6 protein-coding genes and 1 pseudogene are annotated in these 7,704 nt (G+C 68.9%); 3 read left to right on the top strand and 4 right to left on the bottom strand.

Annotated features, from left to right (window positions below; genetic code table 11):
* Positions 1–2,537 (top strand): bifunctional [glutamine synthetase] adenylyltransferase/[glutamine synthetase]-adenylyl-L-tyrosine phosphorylase (locus WBL05_RS06465; protein ID WP_424224573.1); only part of this gene is annotated, 2,537 nt, incomplete at its 5' end.
* A complete protein-coding gene (locus WBL05_RS06460; protein ID WP_424224571.1) occupies positions 2,534–3,274 on the top strand; it encodes a decaprenylphospho-beta-D-erythro-pentofuranosid-2-ulose 2-reductase in 741 nt (246 codons plus the stop codon). The genes WBL05_RS06465 and WBL05_RS06460, both read left to right, overlap by 4 nt.
* Positions 3,275–3,430: 156 nt before the next feature.
* Here the strand turns inward: WBL05_RS06460 and WBL05_RS06455 are convergent.
* A pseudogene (locus WBL05_RS06455) lies at positions 3,431–3,641 on the bottom strand (integrase core domain-containing protein); the annotation flags it as partial.
* Positions 3,642–3,964: 323 nt separating this feature from the next.
* Here WBL05_RS06455 and WBL05_RS06450 point away from each other — a divergent pair.
* Positions 3,965–5,245, top strand: coding sequence for an Nramp family divalent metal transporter (locus WBL05_RS06450; protein WP_424224569.1), 1,281 nt, complete (start codon positions 3,965–3,967; stop codon positions 5,243–5,245).
* A gap of 111 nt (positions 5,246–5,356) precedes the next feature.
* Here the strand turns inward: WBL05_RS06450 and WBL05_RS06445 are convergent, their stop codons facing one another.
* The 3 genes from WBL05_RS06445 to WBL05_RS06435 form a co-directional block, all read right to left on the bottom strand.
* Positions 5,357–6,820 (bottom strand): NAD-dependent succinate-semialdehyde dehydrogenase, encoded by a 1,464-nt coding sequence (locus tag WBL05_RS06445; RefSeq protein WP_424224568.1) that lies wholly within the window; start codon positions 6,818–6,820, stop codon positions 5,357–5,359.
* Position 6,821: 1 nt separating this feature from the next.
* Positions 6,822–7,337, bottom strand: a complete 516-nt coding sequence (fae, locus tag WBL05_RS06440; protein WP_424224566.1) for a formaldehyde-activating enzyme — start codon at positions 7,335–7,337, stop codon at positions 6,822–6,824.
* A 24-nt stretch (positions 7,338–7,361) separates the two neighbouring features.
* Positions 7,362–7,704: zinc-binding dehydrogenase (locus WBL05_RS06435; RefSeq protein ID WP_424224565.1), on the bottom strand; the 343-nt coding region annotated here is incomplete at its 5' end.

Here is a 7,704-nt window from a genome sequence, read left to right as displayed (position 1 = left end):
ACCCCGAGGCGGCCGACCGGCTGCGGCTGGCGAACAAGGCCGAACTGCTGCGGATCGCCGCCCGCGACCTGGGCCATCCCGAACCCGCCGCCATCGTCCACGAGGTGGCCGAAGACCTGGCCGACCTGGCCGACGTGGTGATGGCGTCCGCACTGGCCATCGCGCGCGCCCAGGTGCCGGGCCACGAACGGGTCCGGCTGGCGGTGCTCGGCATGGGCAAGTGCGGCGCCCGGGAACTCAACTACCTGTCCGACATCGACGTGGTCTACGTCGCCGAGCCGGCCGACGGGGTGCCGGTGGACGAGGCGCTGCAGGTGGCCACCAGGCTGGTGGCCGCGTCCGCCCGGGTCTGCTCGGGGCACTCGGCGGCGGGCACCATCTGGCAGGTCGACACCGCGCTGCGCCCGGATGGCAACGCCGGCCCGCTGGTGCGCACCCTGGCGTCCCACCGTGCGTACTACCAGAAGTGGGCGAAGAACTGGGAGTTCCAGGCGATGCTGAAGGCCAGGCCGATGGCCGGTGACCTGGAGCTGGGACAGCAGTTCGTCGACATGGTGGCGCCGATGGTCTGGCAGGCCGGTGGCCAGCCGAACTTCATGTCCGAGATCCAGGCGATGCGGCAGCGGGTGATCTCGCTGATCCCGGCCAGGGACCGCGACCGCGAGATCAAGCTCGGGGCAGGCGGGTTGCGCGACGTCGAGTTCACGGTGCAGTTGCTGCAGCTGGTGCACGGCCGCATCGACGAACGGCTGCGCTTGCGGGGGACGCTGGAGTCACTGGCCGCGCTGGTCGAGCACGGCTACATCGGACGCGTCGACGGCCGCAAGCTGGACGAGGCGTACCGGTTCCTGCGGGTGCTGGAGCACCGCGAGCAGCTCTTCCGGTTGCGCCGCACCCACCTGATGCCCGACAACCCGGCGGAGCTGGGCAGGCTGGCCCGGCAGGTGGACGCCGAGGACGGGCCGGCGCTGTGGCAGCAGTGGCGCTCGGTCACCCGCAACGTGCAGCGGCTGCAGCAGCGGGTCTTCTACTCCCCACTGCTGGAAACCGTCAGCCGGTTGTCGGGCGACGAGCTGCGGCTGTCTCCGGAGGCGGCCGCCGACCGGTTGCGGGCGCTCGGCTTCAACGACCCGACCGCGGCGCTGCGCCACATCGAGGCGCTGACCACCGGCCTGAACCGCACCGCCGAGATCCAGCGGCAACTGATGCCGGCCATGCTGCGCTGGTTCAGCGAGGGCCCGAACCCCGACCTGGGGTTGCTGTCGTTCCGGCGGCTGTCCGACGAGATGGGCACCACCTCCTGGTACATGCGGGCGTTGCGGGACGAGGGGTGGCTGGCCGAGCGGCTGGCCCGGCTGCTGTCCGCCAGCCGCTACATCGGCGAGCTGCTGCGGCGCGACCCGTCGGTCATCCAGTTGCTGGGCGCCGACGAGATCGCCAGCCCTCGCACCCGCGACGACCTGACCGACGCGCTCGGGAAGGTCATCGAGCGGCACAGCGACGACACCGACCAGGCGGTCACCGCAGTCCGCGGCGTGCGGCGACGAGAACTGTTCCGGCTGGCCGCCGGGGACGTCCTCGACACCATCGACCTGGAGTCACTGGGCCGCGGACACTCCGACCTGACCGGCGCCACCGTCCAGGCCGCGCTCGACCTGGCCGTCGCCGAACTGGGGGCCGAGTTGCCGCTCGGAGTGGTGGCGATGGGACGCTGGGGTGGCCAGGAGATGGGCTACGCCTCCGACGCCGATGCCATCTTCCTGGTACCCGATGATGCCGGCCCCGACCAGCTCGCCTGGGCCGACAAGGTGGTGGCCCGGGTGCGGTCGATGCTGGGCGGGCCGGGGCCGGAACCGCCGCTGGAGGTGGACGCCGACCTGCGGCCGGACGGCCGCAACGGCCCGATGGTGCGCACGCTGGGCAGCTACCTGGCCTACTACCGCAAGTGGAGCAGCACCTGGGAGTCGCAGGCGCTGCTGCGGGCCGGCTACGGCGCCGGTGACCGGGGTCTGGTGGCCGAGTTGCTCGGTCAGCTCGACTTCCGGCGCTACCCGGCCGATGGCATCACCCCGGCCCAGGTCGTCGAGATCCGCAGGTTGAAGGGCCGGATGGAGCACGAGCGGGCCACCCGGGCGTCGTTCGGCCAGAACCTCAAGCTCGGTCCGGGCGGGCTGAGTGACGTCGAGTGGACGGTCCAGCTACTGCAGTTGCAGCACGCCGGCCGGCTGCCCGAGCTCCGGGTGCAGTCAACGCTGGACGCCCTGCGGGCGCTCCGGGTGGCCGACCTGGTGGACGCCGCAGACGCTGCCGCCCTGGAGCGGGCCTGGCGGCTGGCCAGTGAGCTGCGGAACAAGACCATGCTGGTGCGGGGCCGGGCCTCCGACCAGCTGCCTTCCGACCCGCGGGAGACCGCGTCGGTGGCGATGCTGCTCGGCTACCAGCACGGCCAGGCCTCGCAGCTGATGGAGGACTGGGCCAAGGCTGCCCGGCACGCCGCGCAGGTGGTGGGCCGACTGTTCTGGGGGGAGCACCGATGAGGCGGATCCTGTTGCTGGGCGGCGCCAGCGAGATCGGCCTGGCCATCGTCTCGCAGCTGCTCGCCTCGCAGCCGACACCGGCGGGCGTGCTGCTGGCTGGCCGCCGCACCTCGGCGCACCGGGCCGGCGCACTGCAGCAGATCCGGGACGCCGGCGCCGCCGAGGTCGAGTGGCTGGACTTCGACGCCCGGGCCGTGGAAACTCACGCCGAAGCGCTCGACCAGGCGTTCGCGCAGCGGGTGGACGTCGCGGTGGTGGCATTCGGGGTGCTGGGCGACCGGGAGACGTGGCGTGACCATGCTGCGACCATGCGGCTGGTGCAGACCAACTACGTCGGTGCGCTGAGCGTCGGCGTGCTGCTCGGGCAGCGGCTGTCGGCCCAAGGCGGCGGCCAACTCATTGTGCTGAGCTCGATGGCCGGGGAGCGGGTGCGCCGCAGCAACCTGGTGTACGGGTCGACCAAGGCCGGAATGGATGGCTTCTACCTGCAGCTCGGCGTCGAGCTGGCCGACGCCGGCGTGCAGGTGCTGGTGGTGCGCCCCGGTGTGGTGGTTGGCCGGATGACGGCCGGCCGGCGTCGCCAGCCGCTGTCCACCACGCCCGAGCAGGTGGCCCGGGTCACGGTCCGGGCGCTCAGCGCCGGGCGAGCCCTCATCCGGGTACCTGCCATCTTCACCCCGATCGCTGCGGTCTACCGCAATCTGCCCGCCTGCGTGGTGAAGCGCATTCCGGTCTAGCCAAAGTGGCCCTGTTGGGCCGCCCGTTCCGAGCTGGGAATGGTGGTGTGGCCGCCCGGTGACGCCGTTGTTCCTATGGTCTCTTGAGACCGTGATCCAGCCGGGTGGGGGAACCGCGTGGCGGGCTCTGGAGCGCATCAGGCTCTTGTGCGGCTGCTATACGGGTTGCGGCTCTCGGTTGAGGGTCGCGTAGTAGCGCTGTTCGTACTCTACTGGGGGCACGTTGCCCAGGGTGGCTGTGCAGGCGCCGGTTGTTGTACCAGTCGACTCAACCGGCGGTGGCGTACTCGACGTCGGCGATGGTTTGGTAGGGCCCTTCGTGTAAGACCGTGGTGCGCACAGACTCGGCCTTGTAGAGGGAATCGAGATCAGTTTGACGTTACGTATCGTAGAGGCTATATCGTGTATCAGCCGCTGGAGACATCTCCCCCCTGAGGCGACTGGCATCCGTCTCCTCACTGCGGGCTGCCACCCCCGGCGATAACACTCCTGCATCACTCACCTTCATAAACGGAGACCGAAATGGCAGACACAACGCGCAGCATCCTGGTGCCCGCGCCCGATATTCCGAACTCAGGCAAGGAGTCCTCCCGAGGGGTCATCGAAACCGATCCCTACATACTCGACCCCAGCAAGATCTAGCAACCACCGAAGGGCTGGCGACCCTCCATCCGCTTCCTCGGCCCGGGTATGGTCACCAGCGCAGCCGTCGTCGGATCGGGCGAGCTTCTGACCACCACCTCGCTGGGTGCGCGGGTCGGCTTCGTGCTGCTGTGGATCATCCTGGTTTCGACGCTGGTCAAGGTAGGTGTCCAAATCGAGCTTGCTCGATGGACGATCTCGACGGGCAAGCCGGCTGTCACGGGCTACAACGACGTGCCGCCGAAGCTGTTCGGCAAGAGCTGGCTGTCATACCCCGGTTTGCTCAACTTCACCCAGGGCCTCATCGGTCAGGCAGGGGTGTTGAGTGGTGGCGCCTTTGCCTTCTCCATGGCGCTGCCGGTTATCGGCGAGCCATTGTCGGCGTCATCGCTCGCGTTCTGGGTGATCATGCTGGCAGCAGCGACCATCGGGATCCACTTCTCCAATAGTTACAACGTCGTGGAGAAGATCTGCACCGTGCTCGTGGTTCTCGTCACCGCCAGCGTTGTCGCGCTGGTCGTCGGTCTGCTCTTCACACCGTTCGCCTGGACTCTTGCAGACGTGGGCCAAGGACTCACCTTCCGCATCTCGGCAGGGGTAATGGGTCTTGCCTTGGCGGCCTTCGGCTGGACCGGTGTGGGCGCTGACGAGATCACCAAGTACACCTACTGGTGCGTCGAGAAGGGTTATGCCGCCTGGACCGGCCCGAACGACGGCTCCGAAGAGTGGGCAGAGCGTGCCCGCGGCTGGATCTCGGTGATGAAGAAGGACGCCTGGCTGTCCTGGGTCGTGTACACCGTCGCTACCGTGTCCTTCTACATGCTCGGCGCCTCGGTGCTTCATCCACAGGGTCTCCAACCGGCCGGGACCGAGGTCATCAACACGCTTTCCAGGATGTTCACCGACACCCTCGGCGAGTGGGCGCGCATCTTCTTCCTCATCGGCGCAGGCGTCACCCTGTTCAAGACGATCCTCGCCAACACCCCGGGATTCGCCCGGCAAATGACCAACACCCTCGCCGTGTTCGGTGCTTTCCAATGGCAGGACCAGAAGGCCCGCGACCGGTGGCTGCGAATCTTCATGGTCGGGTTGCCCATCGTCTGGGGCGCCTTCGCCCTGGTCATCGCCGCTCCGCTGACCATGGTCGTTATCGCCGGCATCATCAACGCGTTCTGGCTGATGGCCATCGTCGTGGCTGTTGTCTGGTTGGGACGTGAGCAGACCGACCCACGTATCCGTGATGGCGGATTGGTCAACATCTACTTCGCCGTCTCGGCCATCGCCATTTTCGCGGTCGGTGTGATCACTTTGATCGACCAGTTCTCCTGAGCCGACTCGATGCGGGTTCACTGACAGGTGTCGCTCCAGCGCCCACGGTCTGCAGACCGTGGGCGCATTGGAGTGCCGCGTACCGGATGCGGATTCCGCGGTTACCGGTGGTCAGAAGAGGCTGGCGTCCAAGGCGATGTACTTGGTGTTCAGGTACTCGTTGATTCCCTCGAAGCCGCCCTCCCGGCCGATCCCGGACGCCTTGATGCCGCCGAACGGGGCCGCCGCGTTGGATACCAGCCCGCGGTTGAGCCCGACCATCCCGGTCTCCAGCGCCTCGGCGACCCGGATCGCCCGGTTCAGGTCGTTGGTGAAGACGAAGGCGGTCAGCCCGAACTCGGTGTTGTTGGCCAGCCGGATCGCCTCGGCCTCGGTGGCGAACGTGCTGACTGCCGCCACCGGTCCGAAGATCTCCTCCCGGCTGATCCGGGCCGCCACCGGCACGCCGGTCACCAGCGTCGGCTCGTAGAAGAACCCGTCGCCCGGACGCGCCGCGCCACCGACCCGCAGCTCAGCGCCGCACGCCACGGCGTCCTGCACCAGGGCATCGACGTGCCGGCGTTGCTTGTCGGAGATGACCGGACCGACGGTCGCCGCCGGGTCGAATCCGTCCGCCGCCACCGCCGACCGCATCCGCTCGGCAAGCGCCGCGTTGAACCGCTCGGCGATGTCCTGCTGCACCAGGATCCGGTTCGCCGCGACGCACGATTCACCACCGTTGCGGAACTTCGCCACCATGGCGCCCTCGATCGCCTGGTCGAGGTCGGCGTCGTCGAAGACGATGAACGGGGCGTTGCCGCCCAGCTCCATCGAGGTGCGCACCACGTTGCGGGCGGCACCCTTGAGCAGGGTGCTGCCGACCCCGGTCGACCCGGTGAACGACAGCTTGCGCAGCCGCGGGTCGGCCAGCAGCGCATCCGACATCTGGCTGGAGTGGCTGGTCGGCAGGATGTTCAGCACCCCGGCCGGGACGCCCGCCTCGACGAAGACGGCACCCATCAGCAGGCAGGTCAGCGGGGTCTCGTGGGCGGGCTTGACGATCATGGTGCAACCGGCGGCGATGGCCGGGGCCACCTTGCGGGTGATCATGCCGAGCGGGAAGTTCCACGGCGTGATCAGCAGGCACGGGCCGACCGGTTGCCGCATGGTGATGATCCGGCTGTCGCCCTGGGGTGCCACCCGGTACTCGCCGTGGATGCGGGTGGTCTCCTCGGCGAACCAGCGCAGGTAGTCGGCTGCGTACTGCACCTCACCGCGTGATTCGGCCAGCGGTTTGCCCATTTCGAAGGTGATCAGGGCCGCGAACTGTTCGATGCGGTCGAGCATCAGCTGGTAGGCCCGCCACAGGATGTCGGAGCGGTGCCGGGGGCTGGTCGCGGCCCACTGCCCGCCGACCCGGTCGCAGGCATCGAGGGCCGCCGTGGCATCGGCGACCGATGCGTCGGCGACCTCGGCGATGGTTGCGCCGGTGGCCGGGTTCAGCACACCGAACCGGTCGTCCCGGGGCTGCCACTGGCCGTCCAGCAGCAGGTCGAGCGGGACGCCGGCCAGCGCATCGGTCCAGGGCTCGGCCACCTCAGACCTCCTTCGGTGTGTAGAAGGGGTTGCGCGGTGCGGCGGCCGCCAGGTCGACCTGCCCCCAGCTGGGCAACCCGCGCTGGGCGGCGACGATCGCCTGGTGGGCGGCGTCCCGCTGGTTCCGGTAGACCTCATCCAGGTCGTCGCAGGACGGGTTGACCCAGATCGCGGCCACCACCACCCAATCGTCCGGCGCTTCGGCGGGCAGCGCACCCTCGACCACTGCCCGGTGGACGCCCACCGCCACACCGGCCTGGGCGGCACCCCAGGTGGCGTTGCCGTGCAGTTCGCCGTCGATCACCGCCTTGTTCACGAACAGGGTCAAGGGCTTGATCGGCACCCCCGGCTGCACCACGACCATGAAGGGTTCGTGGCCGACCGAGGGGCTGGCCAGGGAGTTCGCGAACGCCTGTCCGGCCGGGCCGTCCTTCGGGCCGATGACGACGTTGGTGTGGGCGGCGTTGACGCCCTCGCCGATGAATGACTCACCAATCCTGATCACTGCAATTCTCACCTCTCAAAATCGTTGATGCGGGGTTCAGGCGTCCAGCGCGAAGTCGATGACGCTGCGGGCCGCATTGCTCGGCTTGCCGAAGACCGTGTTGATCTCGGCCAGCGGGACGACCGACCCGACCAGTTCGTCCAGCTTGAGGCGCCCCGACCGGTACAGGTCGATCACCAGCGGGAAGTCCCGCAGCGGCACCGCACCGCCGTAGAAGCTGCCGGTGATGATCTTCTCCTCACGCGGCAGCCGGGCGGCGGGCAGCGCCACCACCGCGTCCGCGGGTGGAACCCCGACATAGACGACCCGACCCGCCGGCCGGGCGGCGGCATACGCGGCCGCCATCACATCGGCGTTCCCGGTCGCCTCGATGACCACG

This window comes from Brooklawnia sp. (assembly GCF_049651565.1).
In the GTDB taxonomy this organism is placed as follows: Bacteria; Actinomycetota; Actinomycetes; order Propionibacteriales; family Propionibacteriaceae; genus Brooklawnia.
Note: the sequence above shows the minus strand (reverse complement) of the source record. Positions and strands in the feature narration are given on the sequence as shown.